This window comes from Solicola gregarius, from assembly GCF_025790165.1.
Taxonomy (GTDB): Bacteria; Actinomycetota; Actinomycetes; order Propionibacteriales; family Nocardioidaceae; genus Solicola; species Solicola gregarius.
The window spans coordinates 4,420,254-4,442,320 of the sequence record NZ_CP094970.1; the positions used below are offsets into that span (position 1 = coordinate 4,420,254).

A 22,067-nucleotide genomic window follows, 5' to 3' on the forward strand; every position below is an offset into this window, starting at 1 on the left:
TAGCCACGCCCACGGAGTAACGAGGAGATCATGTTCAAGCAGATCGGCCCCACCGAGATCATCTTGATCATCGCGGTGATCGTGTTGCTCTTCGGCGCCAAGAAGCTTCCCGACCTGGCCCGCGGCAGCGGCCGGGCGCTGCGCATCTTCAAGTCCGAGACCAAGGGCTTGATCGATGATGACGACGACGAGTCGAAGAAGAAGGACGACGACGAGGCGACGCCGGAGATCGAGTCCGCGGAGAGCGACCGGGCCACGTACGACATCGATGAGAAGACGGGCAGCGTCGTACCCCGCGATCAGTCCAAGTAGCCCGCCGGAGCGCCCCCGGTGGTTCTAGGCATGCGTCTACCTGGTGGACGCCGAAAGCCCACGCCCGCACCCGACGGCTCGATGCCGCTGCGTGAACATCTGCGCGAGCTGCGCAACCGGCTCGTCAAGGGCGTGCTGGCGATCCTGGTCGGGTCGATCGTCGCGTTCTTCTTCTACGACCAGCTCTTCGACCTGTTGAAAGACCCCTACACCGACGGTGTCGATCAGCTGATCGACGAGGGCCAGGACATCAACGCCGAGCTGACGCTGACCGGTGTGTCCGACGCCTTCACCCTGAACCTGAAGGTGAGCCTGGTCGCCGGCATCGTCGTCTCCTCGCCGGTCTGGCTGTGGCAGATCTGGGCGTTCATCATGCCCGGCCTGCACGAGAACGAGCGCCGCTGGGGCATGGTCTTCGCGGCCGTCGCGGGTCCGCTGTTCGCGATCGGCATCGCGACCGGCTACTACGTGCTCCCCAAGGGCATCGAGATCTTGATCGGCTTCACGCCGACCGACGTCTCCAACCTCACCAGCGTCACCGGCTATCTGAACTTCGTGCTGCGGATGTTGCTGGTGTTCGGTGTCGCGTTCGAGATCCCGCTGTTCGTACTGCTGCTCAACCTCGCCGGAGTGTTGAAGGGGCGCCAACTGGGGGAGTACCGGCCCTGGATCATCCTCGGCGTCTTCGTCTTCGCCGCCGTCGCGACACCGTCGACCGACCCGATCAGCATGCTGTTCCTCGCCATCCCGATGGCGATGCTGTTCCTGATCTCCGAGGTACTCGCCCGGCTGATCGACCGTCGCCGCGGCGTCTCACTCGAGGGCGACTACGACACCTACGACGACGATGAACGGTCCGATCTCGAGATACCGCACGACCCTGACGACGACCGGCCGAGCCGGCTCGACGACTGACGCGTGCGCACCTTCGTGCCGGTGCGCGCGGCGTACGTCCGGCGGCTCCGTGGCCAGGTCATGGCCGGGCCGCGTCCGCAGCACGTGGGCCTGATCATGGACGGCAACCGCCGCTGGGCCCGCCGCGCCGGGCTCGCCAACGTGAGCCTGGGTCACAAGTACGGCGCCGAACGCGCCGAGGAGATGCTCGGCTGGTGTACGCACGTCGGCGTACGGAACGTCACCGTCTACCTCTGCTCGACCGAGAATCTCGCCCGCCGGGACCGCGCCGAGGTCGACTTCCTGATGAACGTCATCGAGACCGGGCTCGCCCGGCGACTGGCCACCCATAACGATCGCTGGCGGGTCCACACCGCGGGCATGCTCGACGCCCTGCCGGACTCCACCGGCCGGGCCCTGAAGGAGGCCGTCGAGGCGACGAGCTCGTACGACACCGGCTTCAACGTCACGCTCGCCGTCGGATACGGCGGTCAGCGCGAGATCGTCGACGCCGCGCGCAGCGTGATGTACGAACGCGCCGCCGCCGGCGACACACCTCGCGAGCTGGCCGACTCGTTACGGGTCGAGGACATCGAGCGACACCTCTACACCGCCGGCCGACCCGACCCGGATCTGATCATCCGCACCAGCGGCGAGCAGCGGCTGTCGAACTTCCTGTCGTGGCAGGGCGCGTACGCACAGCTGTACGTGTGCGAGGCGCCGTGGCCGGCGTTCCGCGAGATCGACTTCCTGCGCGCACTCCGCGATTTCGCCGGCCGGCACCGTCGCGCCGTTTGAACGAACCGTTAGGCTCCCTGCCCATGTCCGTCCATCCGATCCAGCGCATCGACGTGCTGGTCAACCCGACCTCGGGGCAAGGCAAGGGCGCTCGAGTCGCCGCCGAGGCCGTACCGCTACTGCAACGTTCCGGCCTCATCGTCCGGGTACGCCAGGGGCGCGACGCCGACGAGGCCGGCGAGCTCGCGCGTACGGCTGCGCACGAGGCGGACGCGCTCGTGGTGGTGGGCGGTGACGGCCTCGTCCAGCTGGCGGCGGACGCGCTCGCCGGCACCGATACTCCGCTCGGCATCGTCCCCGCAGGCACGGGCAACGACGCGGCGCGTCACCTGTCGATCGACCGCAAGCGCGTTCGCAGCGCCGTCAACACGATCATCGCCGGGCGTACCCGCCGGATCGACCTGGCGCACGCGTTCGGCCGACACATCACGACGGTCATCGCGTCCGGGTTCGACTCCGCGGTCAACGAGCGCGCCAACCGGATGCGCTGGCCGCGCGGCCCGATGCGCTACAACGTGGCCACGGTCGCCGAGCTGATGGGGTTCGAGCCGCTGCGGTTCACCCTCGAGCTCGACGGCGAGGTACGCGAGCTCGAGGCGATGCTGGTGGCGGTCGGCAACGGACCGTCGTTCGGCGGCGGTCTGCGGATCTGCGAGGGGGCCGAGATCGACGACGGGCTCCTCGACGTCGCGATCATCCACCCGATCGGCAAGGCCGAGCTGGTGCGGTCGTACCCGCGGCTGTTCACCGGCAGCCTCGTCAACCACCCGCGCTACGAGCGGATGCAGGTCCGCCGGGTCAGCCTCGCGGCCGCGGGCGTGGTCGCGTACGGCGACGGCGAACGTCTCGGCGCGCTGCCGATGACCGTCGAGGTACGCCCGGGTGCGCTTCGGGTCTTCGCGCCGGTCTCCTGATCTCCATGGGCTATCATGAGCACATGCGTATGCACATAGAGTTGGACGACGACCTGATCGAGAAGGTCGACGACATCGCGGGCCACCGCGGGCGCAGCGCATTCGTCCGCGCCGCGATCGTGCGTGCGGTCGACCAGGAGCTGCGTTGGTCGAGCCTCGAGTCCGCCGCCGGCGCCCTCAGCGGCACCGAGCACGCTTGGGACGGCGACACCGCGGCCTGGGTACGCGAGCAGCGGCGCGCCGACGAGCGTCGGGCCGGTTGACCTGTGCTCCACGTGCTCGACTCGACCGTCCTCATCGACTACCTGCGCGGCCGCCCCGCTGTCGAGCGACTTCGCGGCTTGCGTACGCGCGGCGATGTGCCGGCAACCACCGCGGTCAACGTCGAGGAGATCGTCCGAGGCGTCCGCATGGGCGAGGTCGACGCGACCGACCGGCTCTTCGCCGGCCTGATCGTGTTACCGGTCGATCCAATGGCAGGCCGACGGGCGGGGGCCTGGCGGCGGGAGTTTGCGCGCCAAGGGGTGACCCTCTGGCAGGCGGACTGCCTGATCGCGGCGACCGCCGCCTTCCACAACGCTCGCCTCGTCACCGGGAACCCGAAAGACTTCCCGATGGCCGGCCTCGCCGTCGAGCACTGGCCCGTGGGGGAGTGACGGCGCCGGTCGGGCAACGGCCGATCACCAACCCGCAGGACGTACGCTGGCGGACATGACCTCCCCGGCCGAACGGTACGCACAGTTCCGGGCCGATCAGGCAAGACCCGCACTCACAGACTTCCGCCGGCTCTACGACTTCGACCTCGATGCGTACCAGATCGAGGCGTGCCAGGCACTCGAAGACGGCCACGGCGTGCTCCTCGCGGCGCCCACCGGATCGGGCAAGACCATCCTCGGCGAGTTCGCCGTGCACCTCGCGCTGGAGCAGGGTCGAAAGTGCTTCTACACCACCCCGATCAAGGCGCTTTCGAACCAGAAGTACGCGGATCTGGTCGCGCGACACGGCGAGCGCAACGTCGGGCTGCTGACCGGCGACAACTCCGTCAACGGCGAGGCACCGATCGTCGTCATGACGACCGAGGTGCTGCGGAACATGCTGTACGCCGGCTCGCGAACGCTCGAGGGCCTCGGCTACGTCGTGATGGACGAGGTGCACTACCTTGCCGACCGGTTCCGCGGCGCGGTGTGGGAAGAGGTCATCATCCACCTGCCCGAGTCCGTTTCGGTGGTGTCGCTGTCGGCGACGGTCTCGAACGCCGAGGAGTTCGGTGATTGGCTGAGCGAGGTACGCGGCGACACGGTCACGGTCGTCGAGGAGCGACGCCCGGTGCCGCTCTACCAGCACGTGATGGTCGGGCGACGGATGTTCGACCTGTTCGAGAGCGACGACCAGGCCGACGGCAACGCGACGCGGGTCAACCGCGAGCTCGAGCGCATCGCCCGCGACGAGTGGCGGGCGCGTACGGTCGGCAAGTCGGCGCGTGGCCGCGGCGCGCGTCCCGGCAAGGGCGGCAGCCGTGGGCGCTCGTACGCCGCGAGCCGCCATCGCGGACGGCACTACACACCGAGCCGGGTCGACGTGCTCAACCGGCTCGATGCCGCCGGACTCCTTCCCGCCATCGTGTTCATCTTCAGCAGGGCCGGCTGCGCGGCGGCCGTCCGGCAATGCCTCGCGAGCGGCCTGCGACTCACGACACCGAGCGAGGAGGCCGAGATCCGGGCGTTCGTGGCGGAGCACTGCGCGCACATTCCGCGCGACGACCTGCAGGTGCTCGGCTACCACGACTTCGCCGAGGGCCTCTCCCGCGGCATCGCGAGCCACCATGCGGGGCTGTTGCCGACATTCAAGGAATGCGTCGAGGAGCTGTTCAGCCGTGGGCTCGTCAAGGCGGTGTTCGCCACCGAGACGCTCGCGCTCGGCATCAACATGCCCGCCCGCTCGGTCGTACTCGAGCGGCTCTCGAAGTGGAACGGCGAGACCCACGCAGATGTGACTCCGGGGGAGTACACCCAGCTGACCGGTCGGGCGGGTCGTCGTGGCATCGACGTCGAGGGACACGGAGTCGTGCTCTGGCAGCCCGGGCTCGATCCGCGCCAGGTGGCGGGCCTGGCGTCGAAGCGCACGTACCCGTTGCGGTCGTCCTTCCATCCGTCGTACAACATGGCCGTCAACCTCGTACGCCAGGTCGGCCGGTCCACCACGCGCGAGATGCTGGAGCAGTCGTTCGCGCAGTTCCAGGCCGACCGGGCGGTGGTCGGGCTCGCCCGCAAGGTGCGCAAGGCGGAGGAGGCACTCGAGGGGTACGCCGAGGCCGCGCAGGGCGACGCCGGCGACTTCATCGAGTACGCGCGGCTGCGGCGCCGCATCGGCGAGCTCGAGTCGAAGGGCGCGCGTCGTCGCAAGGCGGTCGCCCGTGAGCAGGCGGTCGACTCGCTGAACTCGCTCAAGCCTGGTGACGTGATCGACGTTCCCGGCGGCCGCTGGGCCGGCCTTGCCGTCGTCGTCGATCCGGGTACGTACTCGGACCCGAGCGGTCCGCGGCCGCTCGTGCTCACCCTCGACCGGCACTCGCGCCGGCTGGCGGCCGGTGATTTCCCCACGCCGGTCGAGCCGCTGCTACGGATGCGGATCCCCAAGTCGTACAACCCGCGCAACCCCGGCTCGCGCCGTGACCTCGCGTCGGCGTTGCGGGCGAAGACGCAGGACGTCGAGGCGCAGGGGCGTTCGCGGCGACGTGAGCCCTCCCCGGCCGATCCCGAGCTCGAAGAGCTGCGCGAGCGGCTGCGCGCCCATCCCTGCCACCAGGCGTCCGACCGCGAGGACCGGGTCCGCTGGGCAGATCGGTATCTCAAGCTCGAGCGGGACACCGCACAGCAGCGCCGCCAGATCGAGACGCGTACGAACACCATTGCGCGGCAGTTCGACCGCGTCTGCGAGGTGCTCGACGAGCTCGGTTATCTCGACGGCGACGCGGTCACGCCCGACGGCGAACGACTGACCCAGCTGTACTCCGAGCTCGACCTGGTGGCCAGCGAGTGCATACGACGCGGCACCTGGGACGACCTGTCGCCCGAGGAGCTCTGCGCGGCGTTGTCGGGACTCACCTACGAGGCGCGCAATCCCGACGCCATCGCGGGCATCCGTTATCCGACCGCGCAGGTGCGTACGGTCGCATCGCGCATGACCGGTATCGCCGCAGACCTGGAGCGGGTCGAGCGCGACCATCGGCTCTCGTTCCTGCGCCGTCCCGACTTCGGGTTCGCGTACGCCGCCTGGCAGTGGGCGAGCGGGCGCCCGCTCGACGAGGTGCTCACCGAGGCGGAGCTGGAGGCCGGCGACTTCGTCCGTGCGGTGAAGCTGGTACTCGATGTCGCCGACCAGGTGGCGAATGCCGCCGGCCCGACCGACCTACGCGACACCGCCCGCGACGCCGCGGGCCTCCTTCGCCGCGGCGTCGTCGCCTACACCTCCCTCACCCAATAACAACGGTGAGGAGAGGATCCCGGCCCCTCGGGGAGAGGATCCCGGCCCGCTGAGGAGAGGATCCGGGCCCCTCGGGGAGAGGATCCCGGCCCGCTGAGGAGAGGATCCGGGCCCCTCGGCGAGAGGATCCCGGCCCGCCGAGGAGAGGATCCGGGCCCCTCGGGGAGAGGATCCCGGCCCGCTGAGGAGAGGATCCGGGCCCCTCGGGGAGAGGATCCCGGCCCGGTGAGGAGGGGATCCTGGCCCGCGTATCCACAGACCGCTCGCTCGCTGTGGACGACGACGGTCGGCATTCGAGTTATCCGCTATTCAATGGGGATGACCGATCTCATCAACAATGGGCAGCCATTCCTCAACACTGAGTGCCGTGACGCTGGGCTATCTCGCAAGCAGCTCCGTCAGGCACATGCCGAGCGGCGCCTTCGGACCATGTTCCGCGGTGTCAGCGTCGATGCGGCCATCCCCGAAACACGAGAGCTCCGAATCGCGGCGATCAGACTTGTCGCGCCACCGTACGCCGTCGTCTGCGACTGTTCGGCATCGTGGATCCACGGCGTCGATACCTTCCGCCCGAGCGAACGGTTCGACCTGGTTCCGTCGCTGGTCGTACCGCACAGTCGTACCCGCGTCGTGCGCTCGAACGCTCGCTGCCGCCAGGCACTCATTCCTACCGCCGACGTCATGGAGATCGACGGCGTTCTCGTCACCGTCCCGGTGCGCACGGCGTCCGATCTCCTGCGGAAGCTCTGGCCGCCGTACGCGCTCGCGGCAGCGGATGGTCTCGCACACGCCGGACTGATCGACCCGCTCGAGCTCTGGCATTACGTAGCGAGGCTGAAGGGGTATCGAGGCATCGTGCAAGCCAGGCGGCTGGCCGATCTCGTCGAACCCGACACCGAGTCGCCGGGAGAGTCCTGGACGCGGTTGCGCCTCGTGGATGCCGGCTTCCCCCGACCCGAACCGCAGTTCGTCGTCACCGACCGCCATGGCCGCGAGATCTACCGTCTCGACCTGGCGTACCCCGAGCAGCAGGTCGCTGTCGAGTACGACGGAATGGAGTTTCACACCGACGATCCCGACTCCGAGCACGATGACGGCCGTCGCCAGGAGCTTCGTGACCGCTGGGGATGGCGTTTCGTGGTCGCCGACCGGAAGTCCATCTTCGGCGACGATGTCGCGTTCGAGCGCGAGGTCGGCGATCTGTTGGGGCGTACGCCGCTGCTGCCGCGTCAGTGGTAGACCGGGATCCTCTCCTCACCGGGCCGGGATCCTCTCCTCAGCGGGCCGGGATCCTCTCCTCAGCGGTAGTGGGCGAGGGCGTCGAGGATGCGCTGTTCGGCTCCGCCGAGTCCCCAGCGAACCGCGAACTCGCGGAACCGCTCCGCCTCGCTGTCGGCGATCGGCCCCAGGGACAGCTCGGGGTCGCCGATCGCTGCATCGCTGGCCACCCGTACGACCTTCGGCGCCACATCGAGGTAGTCGGCTCCCTCGACGATGTTGCGCCGGGCGCGCGGCTTGATGTCAGACCAGCGATCGCCCGCCGCCTCGCGGATCGCATCGAGCGTGCCGTACTCCCGCACCAGCGCGGCGGCCGTCTTGTCGCCGATGCCCGCGATGCCCGGCAGCCCGTCGGACGGATCTCCGCGCAGCACCGCGAAGTCGACGTACTGATGCGGGCGTACGCCGTACTTGCCGACGATCACCTCGTCGGTCACCTGCTCGAGGTTCCCGACGCCTCGCGCGGTGTAGAGCACCCGATGCTTCAGCGCGTCGTCGACCAGCTGGAACAGGTCGCGGTCGCCGGTGACGATGTCGACCGGCCCGTCCCAGCGATGGGTGAGGGTCCCGATCACGTCGTCGGCCTCGTTATCCGCCGCTCCGACGACGGCGATACCCAGCAACCCGAGCGCCTCCGCGATCAGCGGTACCTGCGGCGAGAGCAGGTCGGGTGTCTCCTCGACATCGGGGTCGTCCTCGACGACCTCCTCGACTCGGTGGGCCTTGTACGTCGGCAACAGCTCGACCCGCCAGGCCGGGCGCCAGTCGTCGTCCCAGCACGCGGCGATGGCGTCCGGACGGTAGTCGGAGACGAGTCGCGCGACGAAGTCCAACAGCCCGCGTAGCGCATTCACCGGCGTACCGTCGGGAGCGCGGATCGTGTCGGGTATGCCGAAGAACGCGCGAAAGTACAACGACGCGGTGTCGAGCAGCAGCAGACGCTTCGCGGAATCGGCCATGGCCCGATCCTGCCACCGTGGAGCCCTCCGGGCCACGGCGGTAGGGTGCGCGTGTGACATCAGATCTGCGCGGACGACTGCTGCGAGCGGGCGAGGTCGCGGCCGAACGGGGCATCGACACGCTGCTCGTCTCACCGGGTTCCGACCTGCGATACCTCACCGGGTACGACGCCAAGCCGCTCGAGCGGCTCACCTGTCTGGTGCTCCCGACGGACCGACCACCCGCGCTCGTCGTACCCCTGCTCGAGCGTCACGTTGCGGAAGCTTCCGGCGTCGCCGACCTCGGCATCGAGATCGTCACCTGGGAAGAGACCGACGATCCGTACGCACTCGTCGCCGCCCACATCGGCTCCCACGCGCCCACCATCGCGTACGACAACCAGATGTGGGCAGAGAAGGTACTGGCGTTCGCCGACGCGATCCCCGGCGCGAAGCAGACGCTCGCGGGCGAGGTGATCGGTGCGCTGCGGATGCGTAAGAGCGACGCCGAGATCGACCTGCTCCGCGAAGCCGGCGCCGCGATCGACCGCGTGCACGCGCGGATCGGCGAGTGGCTGCGGCCCGGACGCACCGAGCGCGAGGTCGGCGCCGACATCGCAGCGGCGATCATCGACGAGGGACACGCGACCGTCGACTTCGTCATCGTCGGGTCGGGCCCCAACGGCGCGTCGCCGCATCACGAGGTCTCCGATCGGGTCATCGAGGCGAACGAGCCGGTCGTCATCGACATCGGGGGCACCACGGCGGCCGGATACTGCTCCGACTCCACGCGTACGTACGTCACGGGTGCGCAGGCACCGCCGGACTTCCGCGACTACTACGCGGTACTCCTCGAGGCGCAGCGCGCACAGTGCGAGTACGTCCGTCCCGGAGTCACGGCCGCATCGGTCGACAAGGTGGGTCGCGACATCATCGCGGCGGCCGGGTACGGCGACGCGTTCATCCACCGCACGGGTCATGGCATCGGCATGGAGACCCACGAAGACCCGTACATCGTCGACGGCAACGGCCTCGTGCTCGAGGCCGGCATGGCGTTCTCCATCGAACCCGGCATCTACCTCGCCGGCACCCACGGCGCGCGCATCGAAGACATCGTCATCTGTACCCCCGATGGCTCCGAGCGGCTCAACCGACGGCCGCGCGACGTCGGCTACCTGAGCTGACCCGACCGTGGAAGACATCGACCGGCAGATCGTCGAGGCGTTGGCCACCGACGGCCGCGCGTCGTTCACCGATCTCGGCAAGCTCACCGGGCTCTCCACGTCGGCCGTACACCAGCGCGTCAAGCGGCTCGAGCAGCGCGGCGTCATCACCGGCTACCGCGCGATCGTCGACCTTGCGCAGGTCGGACTCCCGCTGTCGGCGTTCATCTCGATCCGCCCGATCGACCCGAGCCAGCCCGACGACTCTCCCGAGCGCCTGCGTGACATCAGGGAGATCGAGTCGTGCTACTCGGTCGCGGGCGAGGAGAGCTACATCCTCAAGGTCCGGGTGAACGCACCGAACGACCTCGAGGAGCTGCTGGCCCGTATTCGTACGGCCGCGAACGTTTCCACCCGGACCACGATCGTCCTCTCCACGCCGTACGAGAATCGCCCCGTCGACCTCTGACATTCTGCCGATCCGATGCCTGTCCGAGTGGTGGACACCCGCCTCCGGTAGAGTCGTGGGGATCGTCTTGAGGAGAAACGACTAGTGACCAGCACCCCGAAGTACGATGTGTACCGGCTGACTGATCCAACTGACACTCAATTCCTGCAGCTACACGACCTCGTCACCACGATGGTCGAGCAGGGCGCTGCACTCGGGTGGGTCGAGCCTCCCAGCGAACGTGAGCTGCGCGAGCTGGTGGCAGATCTGATCCAGGCGGGCGAGATGGACAACGCCTGCCTTGTCGTCGCCGAGACCCTCACGACCGCCGGCGAGCAGCCCCAGGTCGTCGGGTTCGCGTACTGGAACCGGCGCGAGGGCGAGACCGAGGAGCCGCATGCCGACATCGCGAAGGTGGCGGTGTCCGCCGATGCGCGCGGCGGTGGGCTCGGTCGCCGGATGGTCGAGGAGCTGATCTCGTACGGCCGCAAGGTCGGCGTCGAGATCCTGACGCTCGACGTACGCGGCAACAACCACGCCGCGATGCAGCTGTACGAGAGACTCGGCTTCCGCGAGTACGGCCGGATCGAGGATTTCGTCGCGGTCGACAACGAGCGGTGGGACAACGTCTACTTCTCGCTCGACCTGCGCGAGGCCGACGAGGACGACCTCGTACGCCACGGCGACGCACCCCGCGGTCCGGGTGCCTCCCGCCGCCGCGGCTGAACGTCGCCCGTTTGCCTCCGCCCGCATCGGGGTAGAAGTCGAAGACACTTCGACCTTCGCTGCAAGGAGGCTCCCATGGCGGGAATCTATGGCGAGGTCTCGTGGTTCTGCTGTGGAAGCGCGTGGGGCCCTTGTGCCTCTGCCGGCCACGGTGCCTGCGGGACCTGCAACTCAGGCAACTACCAACACGCGTGGCCGAACACCTCCGACGCGTGTTTCGACATCACTCGGCCGGACAGCTGCGGCGCGAGTCTGTCGCGACGTACGTGCGGCTTCGCACACGCGACGACGAACGTCTGCAACGGCTCTCGGGTCGTGACCACGATCGCCGACTGCGGTCCGCAGACCGATCTGTTCTGTGGCGAGCAGGCGTGCTGCGGGGGCGAGTGCGCGAGCAACCGCCTCCTCGACCTCACGCCGGCCGCGTACAGCGCGATCGGCAGCCTCTCGTCCGGGCTCATCCCCGGTCATATCGACGTCGGGTGAGGGGTCGTCATGGCACGCAGGATGGATCGGCGTCGGCTCCTGTCCGGCGCGGTACTCGGCGGGGCCGGCCTGGTCGGCGCGACCGCACTCGGCTCCCTCGCTCCTGAGGCGGCCGGCGCCGGCCGCTCGCAGAAGGTGGACCCCGGCGCACCCGACCCCAACTTCGTCGACGGCCGCATCACCGGTCGCGACGAGCACGTTCTGCGGGTGACGAGCGCCGACGGCACCTTGCACCGGATCCGGCTGACCGGTGGTACGAGCGTATGGAAGCTCCGGCCGACGACGCTCGACCGGATCGACGTCGGCGACGGCCTCTACGCGCGTGGCGTGCGCATGCCCGCCGGCGAGCTGGCGGCCGACTCGATCTGGGTCAACATCGTCAATCTGACGGTGCACGTCACGGCCATCGGAAAACACCAGCTGCGGCTCGACCATCGCGGTAGCAAGGTCGTTGGACATGTCGTCGCGGGCACGAGCGCAGCGGTGTACAACGGCACGCCGGCCGTCTCCGACCTCTCGATGCTTCGCGTCGGCGGACACGCCCGGGTGATCGGCGCGTGGCGCCCGGACACGAACGAGGTCGACATCGCCACGATCTACGCCGCGGCCTAGGGGAGCGGCGCAATGGACCTGCTCTCGACGACGGAGCTCGTCGTCGGCCTCGTGCTCGTGTGGGCGGGTGTCGGCAAAATGGCAGACCCCCACATGGCAGGCCGGGCCCGACGCTCGGCATTGCCCCGGCTGGTCGGTGAGAGCCGAGCCCCGGCCGCGTACCGAGCAACGGGACTGATCGAGCTGGTCGTCGGCGCGGCGCTGCTCCTGCCGCCCTTCTGGTGGCTCGAGGGGGTCGCGTCGACCGTGCTCACGATGGCCTTCCTCGGCTATCTGACGTACGCGCGCCGCTCGGATCCCGAGTCGTCCTGCGGCTGCCTCGGGTCGGCCGAGGCACCGGTCTCGGCACGATCGATCGCGCGCGGCGTCCTCCTCGTCGCGGCGAGCGTCGCGACGGCGCTCGCCGGCGACGGCTGGACGACTCCGATGCGCGAGCGGCCGTGGTCCACCGTCGGACTCGTACTCCTCGGGCTGGCTGTGATCGTGGCGCTCTCGCCCGAGCTCGACCGGCGGTGGCTGCTGCCACTGCGCCGGATGCGCGTACGCCTGACCCATCCGCTCGCGACCGCGCCGAAGCACGTACCGATCGACTCGACCGTGCACCGGGTCATGCGCAGCAGCGCGTACCGCGCCGTCGGGGCGTCCATCCGCTCCGACGTCCTCGAACAGTGGGACGCCGACGGATGGCGGTTCGTCACGTACGCCGCGGTCCGAGACGACACTTCGGTGACCGCGGTGTTCGCCGTGCCGCTGACGAGTGGGCCCGCGGACTCGGTCCGAGTGGCCCTCGTCGACGAGGCGACCGGCGAGACGATCTATCGCGGCGGCGGCGCCGCGCTCGCCGCAACGTGACGTGCGCGGCCCGTACGTCCCCGCTGTACGGACCGCGCAGTCGCTGGCGGCGTCTCAGTTGTTGAGCTCGGCGTGCGCGGTTGCCGAGTACAGACCCCAACTGCTCGCACCGCTCGTGTTCGTGAACTTCACCCGCACGGTGTGCCTGCCCTTGCCGACCTTGCCGCAGAACTGTGCTGCGCCGGACGTATAGCCGCTCGAGTCCCCCGAGCCCATCCAGTACGCGGGAGTTGCAAGCGTGCCGGGCTTGAGCGGGTTGCCGTCCACGGTGACGGTGACGGCCCCGAGCTGGTAGGCGCCGTACAGGTAACCGAACCCGGTAACGGCGACCGAAACGGTGTCCTTGCCCTTCTTCGGGCCTTTGAACGTCATCTTGCCCGGTAGCGACTTGGTTGTACCCGCCGGAATGTCGAAGAAGCCGTCGTAGATGCCGAGGTTGCGGGACGCCTTCGTCGATCCGCCGCTGCAGCTGAACCCGGTCAAGGCCTTCTGAGCGCTCGCCGTTCGTTCGAGGCCCGGTGGTGGTGCGCCGTCGCCGTCGGCGCTGGCGCTGAGGGTGGGTGTGACGAGCGCGGCGGCCATCAGGCCGCCGGCCGCGATCGCGACGCCCGTCGCGAGGGTAGGTGTCTTTCGCATCTTCTTGCTCCCTGTGTGTAGCCACCCGAGTTGGTTGGATTCGTCTACGGGCAGGAGCGATCTCTGCCATTCTTGATACATCGCGATGTCCGGCGAATCCGGACGTATCAAACGAGGCTGCACGCCCTCCTACGGGGCGTGGAAGCAATGGTGTGCAGTCGCCTGGGAGAGCCCATGGCCGCGCCGTCGTCACAGACCTCGGAGGCACGCTGGCAGATCGTTGCCGGCCTGTTCACCCGCTGGTGCGATGGCGACCGTGCGGCCCTCGATGAGCTGGTGCGGACGAGTACGCCCGCGTTGTGGCATCTGGTGCGCGCGTACGGACTCGACAGGCACTCGGCCGAGGACGTCGTGCAGACGACGTGGATGGCGCTCGTACGCAACCGCGACCGGATCGAGGACGCGCAGGCGGTCACGGCGTGGCTCGCGACGACCGCGCGGCGCGAGGCGTGGCGGGTCGCGAAGGATGCGTCGCGCCAGACCGTCACCGATGAGGAGACGGTCGCCGATGCCCTGCCCGCAGGTGTCCCGGTGGACGAACAGGTCCAGGTCGCCGACGAGTCCCGGCGGCTCTGGAACACCGTGCGGCGTCTCTCGCACCGTTGCCAGCGGCTGCTGCGGGTGATCGCGTTCGAGGACCGACCCGACTACCGACGGCTCGCCTCCGAGCTGGAGATGCCGGTCGGCAGTATCGGCCCGACCCGAGGGCGATGCCTCGACAAGCTGCGTGTCCTGCTCGACGAGGAGGCCGGCGTATGAACACCGACGACACGGACCTCTGGGCACGCCTGCGCTTGATGTGGGAGACCGCAGACCCGCTCCCTCCAGGCTTGTCCGATCGGGTGATCGCGGGTATCGCGACGGCCGACCTCGACGCCGAGTACGAGCTGCTACGGCTCGTCGAGCGCTCACGTGGACTCGTCGGTGCGCGCGACGAGTCCACGGCCGACGTGATCAGCCTCCGATCGGGACGGCTCAGTGTCGTCTTGCACGTGAGCCCGGTCGGGAGCACCCACTGCAACCTCGTCGGCTGGGTCGACCCCCCCTCAGCCCGTATCCGTCCAGGTGCTCCAGCGCGACCTGCAGGAGACGGTCGACTCCGACCCGGCCGGCCGGTTCGAGCTGCGCACGCTCGAGGCCGGGCCGACCCGTCTGGTCGTCGTCATCGAGAGCTCCGACGCCGACGGAAGACCACCGTGGTTCGCCACCAACACCTTGGAGCTGTGAGCATGCCCGCCAATCGCCCGAACAAACCCGACCTCCGCTTCGAGTCCCCGCTGCGACGCGTACGAGTACTTGACCCGGCGACCGCGACGCTGGTCGCGGGTAGTCCAATGCCACGCGGCACCGCGTACATCGGCGATCACCTGCTGGTGAACCGGACGTCGAACGACGGCGACCTCCTGCCGCGCTTGGAGTCGATCGCAGCGGCGTACGACTGGCGCCTCGCGGAGCCGAAAGATGCGCGACGGCCCGTGGTACGCCGACTCGCCGACGACGAGCCGCCGATCGGCGCGCGGGTTCTCGAGCTGTCGCCCGTTCCGGGACGCGCGGTACGTCCACCCGATGCGTGGGATCTCCTCCAGGCGGCGCGCGCCGAGCTCGGGCGCGAAGCGGTGCGGTCGGTGGGGCTCGACCATGTGCTGTCGCTCGCGGCCGTCGGAAGCGATCCGTTCCACTCCGGCGACCCGTTCCACAGTGGCGATCCGTTCCACTCCGGCGACCCCTTCCACAGTGGCGACCCGTTCCACAGCGGCGACGCGAGTGCGCTCTCCTCGTACCTCTGGGCCGGCCACGGTGGCCGTCAGCCGGTCGCCCTGACGGCACCGCCGCCCGCAGCGCGGACGGGAACGTCCTATCGGCCGGTGGTCGCGGTTCTCGACACCGGCTGCGGCAGTCACCCGTGGCTCGACCCGGTGGTCAATGGTTCCGTGACGCTCGGCACCCACCCGATCGGCTACACCGACTCGGCGACGGCGCCCGAGGAGCATCCCGACATCGTCGGGCCGCTTGACGGTTCCCTCGACCCGTTGACGGGTCACGGCACGTTCATCGCAGGCCTGATCCACCAGGCATGCCCGCAGGCAGAGATCCTGAGCTGGCGGATCGTGCAGGCGGACGGGATGATCGTAGAGTCCGAGCTCGTCGACTGTCTCACCGATATCGCCGAGCTCGTCCGCCGCAACGCGGTCGGCGAGCCCGATGGTCGGCGAATAGACGTACTGAACCTCTCGATGGGCTACTACCACGAGACGGCCGCCGATGCGCTGTTCGACACCACGCTGTACGCGCTCCTGGAGCTGATGGGGGAGTGCGGCACCGTCGTCACCACCTCCGCCGGGAACGACGCGACGACCCGGCTCCGGTTCCCGGCGGCGTTCGCGCCGTGGACCGACGGCGGAGGCACCCCGCTGCGAACGGACTGTCTACCGGTGCTTTCGGTCGGAGCGCTCAACCCCGACGACACGGACGCCCTGTTCACGAACACCGGCGCCTGGGTATCGGCTATGCGACCCGGTGCCGGGATCGTGAGTACGTTCCCCAAGCTCGACGCAGGGGGCCAGGCCGCCGCGCACACGGTCGTCGACGGGCGGGTTCGCGAGTCGATCGATCTCGACGACTTCGCCAGCGGGTTCGCGGTATGGAGCGGCACCTCCTTCGCCGCCCCGGTGCTCGCCGGGCAGATCGCCGCGCGCATCGCAGAGCTCGCGACCGGCCCCACCTCGACGGTGGACGACTCCATCGCACGTGCGTGGAAGGCCATCACCGACACGACCGCGATCGGACCGTAGCCCTGGCCGCGCTTACGGCATCGCAGCTGTACGGCCGAGCTCGCGACGACGAGACCGCGGGGCGGCTTACGCGTGCTGCCTCGCTGTGCCAGGAGGCCCTGCGACGCTCGCCCGATGACGACCTACGTACGCGCATCATCGTCACTCTTGCGTACCTCGACGCCGAGCGTGGTGACACCGACGGCGGCATCGCCCGGTGTGAGGGAGTGCTGGCCCAACCCGACCACCGCGGCGTCGAGCGCGGGCGCACGCTCGCCCAGCTCGGGCTCCTCCTGATGCGGCGCGGAGACGCCGGTCGCGCGCTGGATGCGTTCCGCACGGCAGTTCCGCTGCTGACGGGCGAGGATGCGTACCTCACCCGGCTGTACCTGAACCGCGGCAACGTATACCTCCAGCGGCTCGACCTCGCGGCCGCAGAAGCCGATTTCGACCGTGCGCGCGACCATGCCCGCAGCGCCGGCGCCCCGCCGATCGCCGCCAAGGCGTTGCACAATCGCGGCTACGCGCGCCTGCTGCGTGGCGAGCTCGTCGGGGCGCTCGACGATATGGGCCGGGCGCGGGAGACCCTGGCGCCGTTGTCGGCGGAGAACCTCGCGGTCTGCGACCAGGACCGAGCCGAGGTACTGCTCGCCGCCGGGTTGATCGACGAGGCCGGCGAGGCGCTGCGCAGCTCGGCCGGAGTGTTCGGGCGCCGCCGGATGCGCCAGCAGCAAGCCGAGTGCGAGCTCATTCTCGCTCGCCTGCAGCTTCTCGTCGGGGACAGGAACGGCGCCGAACGTAGCGCTCGATCCGCCATGCGCAGGTTCGGCGCGCATGGCAGCCACACCTGGGCCCTGCGCGCCGAGGTCACGGTTCATGCCGCCGCGGTCGCCAGCGGTCACGCTGCCCCAGGAACGTCGTCGAGGTGCGAGGAGATCGCCGTCGCGCTCGCCGCCGAAGGCTTCCTCGAGCCCGCGACCCGTGCCCGCCTGGTCGCTGCCCTCGCGGAGTGTCGAGCAGGCTCCATCGACGAGACGACGGCGCTGCTTGCACACGTACGCCTCACCGCGGCGACGTCGATGTCCAACCGGATGCTCTCGGCGCGTGCTCACGCCGAGCTGTCGCTCGCCCGTGGACGCCGATCGAGGGCGCTGGCCCATCTGCGAGGGGCATTGGATCGCCTCGCGGTATGGCAGGCGACGTTCGGCAGTCTCGACCTGCAGGCCGCGTCGGTGATCCACGGCCGCGCGTGCGCGCTGCTCGGGCTCCAGTGCGCGGTCGAGGACGGGTCGCTCGCTACCGTGCTGGAGTGGACCGAGCGGGCACGCTCGCTGGCCGGTCGGGTGCCGGTCGTACGCCCGCCGAGTGACCCCACGGCGGCAGAGCAGCTCGCAGAGCTCCGCGCGCTGCGTACGTCGGCGCATCGCGACAGCGCCCGCGTCGCGTCGCTCGAGACGGCCGTCCGCGAACGGCTGTGGTCGGCCGGTGCGCCAGAGCCCGCGGAGCCGGTGCGCGTAGACGAGCTACGCGAACGACTCCATCGCGACGACGGTACGTACCTCACGTACTTCCATGCGGGCAAGCGCCTCTACGGCCTCGGCGTGACGCCCGGCAGCGAGCGGCTCGTCGACCTCGGACCATTGCCATCGACCAGCGAGCTGCTCGACGGGTTGCCCGCCGACCTGGCAATGGTCGCCACCCGCACGTCGGCGTCGATGCATGCAGTCCTCGTCAGCTCGATCCGGATGCGCCTGGCCCGGATCTCCGAGCGGCTCGTCGGGCCGTTCGCCGACCTCGCCGGCAACGGTCCGGTCGTCCTGTCGGCGACGGGTGAGCTCGCCGACGTACCGTGGTCCATGCTGCCGGGGCTGGCCGGTCGGCCGCTCACGATCGCCCGCTCGGCGACGTCGTGGGTGCGGGCGCCGCGCGAGGTTCGCGTACGCCGCCCGGGCTTCGTCGCGGGCCCGAACGTCGAGCGGGCCACCCACGAGGTACGCCGGGCCAGCAGCTGTTGGAGCGGCCACGAAGAGCTCACCGGCGACGACGCGACCGCCGACGGAGTGCGTGCGCTCGCCGCTCGCGTCGATCTGCTGCACATCGCGGCTCACGGGCGGCACAACGCCCAGAACCCGTTGTTCTCCGCCCTCGAGCTCGCTGACGGGCCGTGGTTCGGGTACGACATCGACCATCTCGCCCGGATCCCCTCGACGATCGTGCTGTCGGCGTGCGAACTCGGACGCTCCGGTGTCAGCGGCGGCAGGGAGACGATCGGGATGACCGTCGCCTGGCTGCACGCCGGCTCGACCTGCGTCATCGCGTCGCCCGCGCCCGTCAACGACGATCTGGCGTGCGAGGTGCTCGCCCGAACACACGCCCGGCTCGCCCGCGGTGCCGCGCCCTCGGCGGCGCTCTCGGCGGCCGTCGCCGAGTTTCCCGACGAGCCGATTCCGCTGCTGTGTTTCGGCGCGGGCTGGTGAGCCGCCTCAAACTGCAACAGGTAATCCGCTTTGCCAGGTTGACATCTGCGGTGTGTGTCGGCAGTCTCTGGGAGGAGAGTCCACCAAGCTGAACGGGGTCTCGGGAAGACGGGGACTTCGGGCGCGAGCCGCTTGCTCCTTACCAGAGCGTGTGTGCTCCGGCCGTGTCGCCGGTTCCGTACTACCGGAGGTGGCGCACGTCAGGAGCCCTGACGCCCAGTAGACAACGGGTGTCGTATCGCATCCAGCGGTTCGGTGTCCGGTCCGAAGGACGCAGGGCTCTTGGCATGCCACGACGACGCCGTGATCGGCTCCCGTACCCTTAGTGCCGTGGTGGACAGCACGGAGCAGGGCAGCCCCGCGCCCGGGCGTACCCGGCCCAGGATCCGACTCGCGATGGCCGTCGTCGCCGGCCTGCTCGTCGCATGCGGGTTCAAGCCGGTCGGCTCGCTGATCCTGTTGCTCATCGGCCTGGTGCTACTGATCGTCGCGCTGCGCGGTGCCACCATCCGACTCGGCGCGTTGCTCGGCCTGGTCTTCGGTCTGGCGCAGTCGGCCCTGCTCTTCTCCTGGGTGCACGTACTCGGCGTGCACGTATGGATCATCCTCACGATCGTCGAGGCGCTGTACTTCCCGATCTTCGCGGTCGGCTTCGTCCTTGTCGCGCGGCTGCGTGCCTGGCCGCTATGGGGGGCATGCGTGTGGGTCGCGGTCGAGTACGCGCGTGGGACCTTCCCGCTCGGCGGGTTCCCGTGGGGCCGCCTCGGCGACGCGACGATCGACACCCCGCTCGAGTCGTACGCCCGCCTGGTCGGCGTTCCCACACTGAGCGGCATCGTCTTCGCGATCGCGGCACTCGCCGTCTACGCGTGGACGCGGCGGTCGAGCCGGGTCGCCGTCGGCGCAGTGGTGGCCGGACTCGCGGCGACCATCGTCGTCGGGTTCGCCCTTCCGGTCGGCACGGCCGACCCGGACAAGAACATCCGGGTCGCGCTGATCCAAGGTGACGTACCCGGCCGCGGCGCCGATGGCGAGACGGAGCAGCGGCAGGTCGTCGACAACCATGTCGACGCGACCCTCGACCTGGCAGCCGACATCCGCTCGGGGGACGAGGAGCAGGTCGACGTCGTGCTGTGGCCCGAGAACGGGTCCGATCTCGACCCGTTCACCGATCCGTCCGTCGGCGCGCAGATCGAACGCGCGGTACGAGCGGTGGGCGTTCCGGTTCTGGTCGGCGCCATCCTCGACGGACCCACCGCCGACACCCGTAAGAACGTCGGAATCGCCTGGGACCCGCAGACCGGCCCCGGTGACACGTACCAGAAGCGACATCTCGTCCCGTACGGCGAGTACGTGCCCCTGCGCTCGTTCGCCCGCAAGATCGACGACCGCGTCGACACCGAGATCCCACGCGACATGCTCCCCGGCGACGACTCCGGCGCGCTCCGCCTCGGCCCCGTCGTCGTGGGCGACATGCTCTGCTTCGACGTCGCGTACCACGACGTGCTGCGTCAGAACATCGACGACGGCGCACAGATGCTCGTGGTGCAGACCAACAACTCGGCGTACATCGAGACCGCACAACCCGACCAGCAGTGGGACATCGCGCGGATGCGAGCCATCGAGTCGGGCCGATACATCGCCGTGCCGTCGATCAACGGAGTCAGCGGCATCGCCGACGCCGACGGCGATGTGCTGGTGCAGGGCGACAAGGACGTCACGCAGATACTCACCGGCAATGTGGAGACCGCAACGGGCATCACACCGGCCATCCGCTTCGGCGGTTGGCTCGAGCTCGTCGCCGGTCTGCTCGGGATCGGCGCCGCAGTCGTGGCCGCCGCCGGACAGCTCCGCGCGCGCCGTCGTACGCCCGGTGAGGGACCAACGACGACGACGGCCGAGCTGGAGGTGCGGCAGTGAGCGAGCGTGAGCGGGCCGCACTCGTCATCGTCCCGACCTACAACGAGGCCGACAACCTCGGCGAGATCGTGCGACGCGTGCGATCGGCCGAGCCGGCCGCCGACATCCTCGTCGTCGACGACGACTCACCGGACGGCACCGGAAAGCTCGCCGACGCGATGGCCGTCGATGACCCGGCCGTCCAGGTGCTTCACCGTGTCGGCAAGCAGGGGCTGGGCGCCGCGTACCTCGCCGGGTTCGGCTGGGGCCTCGAACGCGGCTACCCCTTCCTCGTCGAGATGGACGCCGACGGTTCGCATCCGCCCGAGCGCCTTCCGACCATGCTCGCCACCGCACGCGACGGCGCCGGCCTCGTCATCGGCTCACGGTGGGTACGCGGGGGAGCGGTCCGCAACTGGCCGCTGCACCGGCTGCTGCTGTCGCGCGGGGCGAACACGTACGCCCGGTTCGCCCTGGGGATCCCGGTACGCGACGCGACCGCCGGCTACCGGGTGTTCCGACGCGAGACCCTGCTCGCGATCGACCTCGACTCGGTGTCCTCCCGCGGCTACTGCTTCCAGATCGACCTGACCCTTCGCACCGACGACGCCGGCGTCACCACCCGCGAGGTGCCGATCACCTTCGTCGAGCGCGAACGCGGCGAGTCGAAGATGAGCGGTTCGATCGTCGTGGAGGCGCTGGTACGCGTCACCCTTGGTGGGGATCTCGCGTCGCCTGCGGGCCGCGTACTCGATACTCACCCGACGCGCCACGTAGGCTGGGAGACAACGCCCGATCCGGGAGAGACCATGAAGAACGTGCGCATCCGGTGGGTACCGGCGGTCCTACTGCTGACACCCGTCGTCGAGATCGTCGTGATCGTCCTGGTCGCGAACTGGATCGGCTGGGCCGCGACGATCGCCGCGCTTGCGGCGCTGTCCGTGGTCGGCGTCATCCTGATGCGCCGCTCGGGACGCCAGGCGTGGGCAGAGCTGTCCCGTGACCGTTCGGTCGGCACGGAACCACCGAGCGGTGTCGTCGATCGTGCACTGACGTTCCTCGGCGGACTGATCCTCGTGCCACCGGGCTTCGTCAAGGACCTCGTCGCATTGGTGCTGCTGCTGCCGTTCACCCGCCCGCTGGTCCGAAACCGGATCCAGTCCTGGGCGGTGCGCAAGGGCACGATGTACGTCTCGGCGCCGGGCGACCCGACGATGTCCGCGAGCCGACATGGGCCGACGACCCCGCACGGGCCCGATGTCGTGCGCGGAGAGGTCATCGACGACGACTGAGCGGCCAGCGGCATCGCGGGCACAAAAAGGCCCGGGCCGCGCCGTCGGGGGGGAACGACGCGACCCGGGGGTCTGTGGGGCCTGGCGA

The 22,067-nt window shown here is 69.5% G+C and carries 22 protein-coding genes; 20 read left to right on the plus strand and 2 right to left on the minus strand.

The window, feature by feature from the left end; all coding sequences use genetic code 11:
- Nucleotides 1–30 precede the first annotated feature (30 nt).
- From tatA to L0C25_RS21550, 8 genes are all read left to right on the plus strand, one after another.
- Nucleotides 31–312 carry a Sec-independent protein translocase subunit TatA gene (gene tatA / locus L0C25_RS21515; RefSeq protein WP_271633823.1) on the plus strand — a complete coding sequence of 94 codons (282 nt, stop codon included), beginning with the start codon at nt 31–33 and terminating at the stop codon, nt 310–312.
- A 30-nt stretch (nt 313–342) separates the two neighbouring features.
- Nucleotides 343–1,227, plus strand: a complete 885-nt coding sequence (gene tatC, locus L0C25_RS21520; protein ID WP_271633824.1) for a twin-arginine translocase subunit TatC — start codon at nt 343–345, stop codon at nt 1,225–1,227.
- A gap of 3 nt (nt 1,228–1,230) precedes the next feature.
- On the plus strand, nt 1,231–2,004 hold the full coding sequence (gene uppS / locus L0C25_RS21525) for a polyprenyl diphosphate synthase (protein ID WP_271633825.1): 774 nt from the start codon (nt 1,231–1,233) through the stop codon (nt 2,002–2,004).
- Between the two features lie 23 nt (nt 2,005–2,027).
- Complete coding sequence (locus L0C25_RS21530; RefSeq protein WP_271633826.1) at nt 2,028–2,918, plus strand: diacylglycerol/lipid kinase family protein; 891 nt, start codon at nt 2,028–2,030, stop codon at nt 2,916–2,918.
- A 23-nt stretch (nt 2,919–2,941) separates the two neighbouring features.
- Nucleotides 2,942–3,181, plus strand: a complete 240-nt coding sequence (locus tag L0C25_RS21535; protein ID WP_271633827.1) for a type II toxin-antitoxin system VapB family antitoxin — start codon at nt 2,942–2,944, stop codon at nt 3,179–3,181.
- Between the two features lie 3 nt (nt 3,182–3,184).
- Entirely contained in the window at nt 3,185–3,574 is a 390-nt protein-coding gene (locus tag L0C25_RS21540) for a type II toxin-antitoxin system VapC family toxin (protein ID WP_271633828.1), read from the plus strand.
- Nucleotides 3,575–3,629: 55 nt separating this feature from the next.
- Nucleotides 3,630–6,401, plus strand: coding sequence for a DEAD/DEAH box helicase (locus tag L0C25_RS21545; protein WP_271633829.1), 2,772 nt, complete (start codon nt 3,630–3,632; stop codon nt 6,399–6,401).
- A 318-nt stretch (nt 6,402–6,719) separates the two neighbouring features.
- Nucleotides 6,720–7,640, plus strand: coding sequence for a hypothetical protein (locus L0C25_RS21550; RefSeq protein ID WP_271633830.1), 921 nt, complete (start codon nt 6,720–6,722; stop codon nt 7,638–7,640).
- A 59-nt stretch (nt 7,641–7,699) separates the two neighbouring features.
- Here L0C25_RS21550 and L0C25_RS21555 read toward each other — a convergent pair whose 3' ends face one another.
- Nucleotides 7,700–8,638: a 5'-3' exonuclease gene (locus tag L0C25_RS21555; RefSeq protein WP_271633831.1), complete on the minus strand. Its 939-nt coding sequence runs from the start codon at nt 8,636–8,638 to the stop codon at nt 7,700–7,702.
- A 53-nt stretch (nt 8,639–8,691) separates the two neighbouring features.
- Here L0C25_RS21555 and L0C25_RS21560 point away from each other — a divergent pair, with 53 nt between their 5' ends.
- From L0C25_RS21560 to L0C25_RS21585, 6 genes are all read left to right on the plus strand, one after another.
- Nucleotides 8,692–9,801 (plus strand): M24 family metallopeptidase, encoded by a 1,110-nt coding sequence (locus L0C25_RS21560; RefSeq protein ID WP_271633832.1) that lies wholly within the window; start codon nt 8,692–8,694, stop codon nt 9,799–9,801.
- Between the two features lie 7 nt (nt 9,802–9,808).
- Nucleotides 9,809–10,249 (plus strand): Lrp/AsnC family transcriptional regulator, encoded by a 441-nt coding sequence (locus L0C25_RS21565; RefSeq protein ID WP_271633834.1) that lies wholly within the window; start codon nt 9,809–9,811, stop codon nt 10,247–10,249.
- 84 nt (nt 10,250–10,333) lie between these two features.
- Nucleotides 10,334–10,954, plus strand: coding sequence for a GNAT family N-acetyltransferase (locus L0C25_RS21570; RefSeq protein WP_271633835.1), 621 nt, complete (start codon nt 10,334–10,336; stop codon nt 10,952–10,954).
- Nucleotides 10,955–11,029: 75 nt separating this feature from the next.
- On the plus strand, nt 11,030–11,440 hold the full coding sequence (locus L0C25_RS21575; RefSeq protein WP_271633836.1) for an RlpA-like double-psi beta-barrel domain-containing protein: 411 nt from the start codon (nt 11,030–11,032) through the stop codon (nt 11,438–11,440).
- Between the two features lie 9 nt (nt 11,441–11,449).
- Nucleotides 11,450–12,052, plus strand: a complete 603-nt coding sequence (locus L0C25_RS21580) for a cell wall protein (protein WP_271633837.1) — start codon at nt 11,450–11,452, stop codon at nt 12,050–12,052.
- Nucleotides 12,053–12,064: 12 nt separating this feature from the next.
- A complete protein-coding gene (locus L0C25_RS21585; protein ID WP_271633838.1) occupies nt 12,065–12,904 on the plus strand; it encodes a MauE/DoxX family redox-associated membrane protein in 840 nt (279 codons plus the stop codon).
- A gap of 54 nt (nt 12,905–12,958) precedes the next feature.
- On the opposite strand, the gene L0C25_RS21590 is transcribed toward L0C25_RS21585, so the two are convergent.
- Nucleotides 12,959–13,540, minus strand: coding sequence for a hypothetical protein (locus tag L0C25_RS21590; protein WP_271633839.1), 582 nt, complete (start codon nt 13,538–13,540; stop codon nt 12,959–12,961).
- Nucleotides 13,541–13,714: 174 nt separating this feature from the next.
- Between L0C25_RS21590 and L0C25_RS21595 the strand changes: the two genes are divergently transcribed.
- From L0C25_RS21595 to L0C25_RS21620, 6 genes are all read left to right on the plus strand, one after another.
- Entirely contained in the window at nt 13,715–14,299 is a 585-nt protein-coding gene (locus L0C25_RS21595; RefSeq protein WP_271633840.1) for an RNA polymerase sigma factor, read from the plus strand.
- Nucleotides 14,300–14,605: 306 nt separating this feature from the next.
- On the plus strand, nt 14,606–14,767 hold the full coding sequence (locus L0C25_RS21600) for a hypothetical protein (protein ID WP_271633841.1): 162 nt from the start codon (nt 14,606–14,608) through the stop codon (nt 14,765–14,767).
- Between the two features lie 2 nt (nt 14,768–14,769).
- A complete protein-coding gene (locus L0C25_RS21605; RefSeq protein WP_271633842.1) occupies nt 14,770–16,332 on the plus strand; it encodes a S8 family peptidase in 1,563 nt (520 codons plus the stop codon).
- Nucleotides 16,293–18,788, plus strand: a complete 2,496-nt coding sequence (locus L0C25_RS21610; RefSeq protein ID WP_271633843.1) for a CHAT domain-containing protein — start codon at nt 16,293–16,295, stop codon at nt 18,786–18,788. Before L0C25_RS21605 ends, L0C25_RS21610 begins: the two co-directional genes overlap by 40 nt.
- A 330-nt stretch (nt 18,789–19,118) precedes the next feature.
- On the plus strand, nt 19,119–20,708 hold the full coding sequence (gene lnt / locus L0C25_RS21615) for an apolipoprotein N-acyltransferase (protein ID WP_271633844.1): 1,590 nt from the start codon (nt 19,119–19,121) through the stop codon (nt 20,706–20,708).
- A complete protein-coding gene (locus tag L0C25_RS21620; RefSeq protein WP_271633845.1) occupies nt 20,705–21,979 on the plus strand; it encodes an FxsA family protein in 1,275 nt (424 codons plus the stop codon). The genes lnt and L0C25_RS21620 overlap by 4 nt, the downstream gene beginning before the upstream one ends.
- Nucleotides 21,980–22,067 lie beyond the last annotated feature (88 nt).

What these genes read in the sequence shown, in the direction of transcription:
- tatA (WP_271633823.1), top strand. Translation starts at nt 31, where the DNA reads ATGTTCAAGCAGATCGGCCCCACCGAGATCATCTTGATCATCGCGGTG.
- tatC (WP_271633824.1), top strand. Translation starts at nt 343, where the DNA reads ATGCGTCTACCTGGTGGACGCCGAAAGCCCACGCCCGCACCCGACGGC.
- L0C25_RS21530 (WP_271633826.1), top strand. Translation starts at nt 2,028, where the DNA reads ATGTCCGTCCATCCGATCCAGCGCATCGACGTGCTGGTCAACCCGACC.
- L0C25_RS21535 (WP_271633827.1), top strand. Translation starts at nt 2,942, where the DNA reads ATGCGTATGCACATAGAGTTGGACGACGACCTGATCGAGAAGGTCGAC.
- L0C25_RS21545 (WP_271633829.1), top strand. Translation starts at nt 3,630, where the DNA reads ATGACCTCCCCGGCCGAACGGTACGCACAGTTCCGGGCCGATCAGGCA.
- L0C25_RS21550 (WP_271633830.1), top strand. Translation starts at nt 6,720, where the DNA reads ATGACCGATCTCATCAACAATGGGCAGCCATTCCTCAACACTGAGTGC.
- L0C25_RS21555 (WP_271633831.1), bottom strand. Translation starts at nt 8,638, where the DNA reads ATGGCCGATTCCGCGAAGCGTCTGCTGCTGCTCGACACCGCGTCGTTG.
- L0C25_RS21575 (WP_271633836.1), top strand. Translation starts at nt 11,030, where the DNA reads ATGGCGGGAATCTATGGCGAGGTCTCGTGGTTCTGCTGTGGAAGCGCG.
- L0C25_RS21580 (WP_271633837.1), top strand. Translation starts at nt 11,450, where the DNA reads ATGGCACGCAGGATGGATCGGCGTCGGCTCCTGTCCGGCGCGGTACTC.
- L0C25_RS21585 (WP_271633838.1), top strand. Translation starts at nt 12,065, where the DNA reads ATGGACCTGCTCTCGACGACGGAGCTCGTCGTCGGCCTCGTGCTCGTG.
- L0C25_RS21590 (WP_271633839.1), bottom strand. Translation starts at nt 13,540, where the DNA reads ATGCGAAAGACACCTACCCTCGCGACGGGCGTCGCGATCGCGGCCGGC.
- L0C25_RS21595 (WP_271633840.1), top strand. Translation starts at nt 13,715, where the DNA reads ATGGCCGCGCCGTCGTCACAGACCTCGGAGGCACGCTGGCAGATCGTT.
- L0C25_RS21605 (WP_271633842.1), top strand. Translation starts at nt 14,770, where the DNA reads ATGCCCGCCAATCGCCCGAACAAACCCGACCTCCGCTTCGAGTCCCCG.